We start from the raw sequence: 1,186 nt of genomic DNA, 5'->3' as shown, positions 1-1,186 counted from the left end.
TCCCCAGCTGCCGGAAGACGTGCAGGATCCGCTCACGGGGCGAGCCGTCGTCCGGCGGGGGCAGCAGACCGGCCACGAAGGCGGCCGCGCCTTCCTTCAGGCTCGCCGCCAGCAGTTCGTCCTTGCTTTCGAACAGCTGGTACAGGGACCGCTTCGACACCCCGGCCGCCTTGCACAGCGCCTCGACACCGATGCCGACCCCGTCCCGGTAGGTGAGTTCGGCCGCCGCCTCCAAGAGCCGCTCTCGGGAGCTCGGTTTCGCCTCTATCGTCACTCTGCGAGGTTAGCCCGGTTTCGGCCGGATGAAAACCGATCGGTTTCGTCGTGCCGGGCGGTGGCGGGACGGCCACCCCGGGCGTGGCCCGGGGTGGCCGTCGGTCTCGATCAGCTCAAGGTCAGTGCCGTGTCGTCGAGGCAGAAGGACGTCTGCAGGGACGAGTCCTCGGTGCCCGTGAACGTCAGCGTCACCGTCTGCCCGGCGAACGCCGAGACGTCGGCCGTGCGCTGCTGGTAGCCGGTGCCCTTGTTCAGGTTGGAGTAGGTCGCCAGCGTCGTCGAGCCCGCCTTGACCGTCAGCTTGTCGTACTGCGTCGTGGTCGTGGTTTCGGCGGTGTCGACGTGCAGGTAGTAGCTGAGCGATGCGTGGCACCCCGCCGGGATGGTCACCTGCTGCGACAGCGTGTCGGTGTGCGAGCTGCCGTACCCGTCGAGGTAGGCGAGGTAGCTGCCGGAGTGCGGTGTCTCGCTGCCGGAGGCCGTGGTGATCACGCCGCTCGACGCCGTCCACGACGTCGCGCCGCTTTCGAAGCCGGGGTTGGCCAGCTTCTGCCCCGAACAGCCGCTGCCACCCGAGGACGTGACGGTCCAGGAGAACGTCGTGCTGCCGGTGGCGCCGGAGGAGTCCTTCGCGGTCGCGGTCACCGAGTACGTTCCCGCCGTGGCCGGCGTGCCGGAGATCAGGCCCGAGGTGCTGATCGCCAGGCCGGCCGGCAGGCCGGTGGCGGTCCAGGTGTAGCCGCCGCTGCCGCCGGACGCGGACAGCTGCAGGCTCGCCGCGGTGCCGACCACACCGCTCTGGCTGCCCGGGTTCGCCACGGTGACGCCACCGGTGGACGTGCCCGCGGTGAACGCGGCGGTGCCGTTCGGGGTGCCGAGCCCGGTCGGGCCGTCCCAGCCCGCGCCCGCC

2 protein-coding genes are annotated in these 1,186 nt (G+C 71.1%); both read right to left on the bottom strand.

The window, feature by feature from the left end:
- Positions 1–274 (bottom strand): TetR/AcrR family transcriptional regulator (locus CF165_RS31170; RefSeq protein WP_143268704.1); only part of this gene is annotated, 274 nt, incomplete at its 3' end.
- A 110-nt stretch (positions 275–384) separates the two neighbouring features.
- Positions 385–1,186 (bottom strand): Ig domain-containing protein (locus CF165_RS31165; protein WP_240521881.1); only part of this gene is annotated, 802 nt, incomplete at its 5' end.

The organism is Amycolatopsis vastitatis, assembly GCF_002234595.1.
GTDB lineage: Bacteria > Actinomycetota > Actinomycetes > Mycobacteriales > Pseudonocardiaceae > Amycolatopsis > Amycolatopsis vastitatis.
The sequence above is the reverse complement of the archived record's forward strand: the minus strand, read 5'-3'. Positions and strand labels throughout refer to the sequence as shown.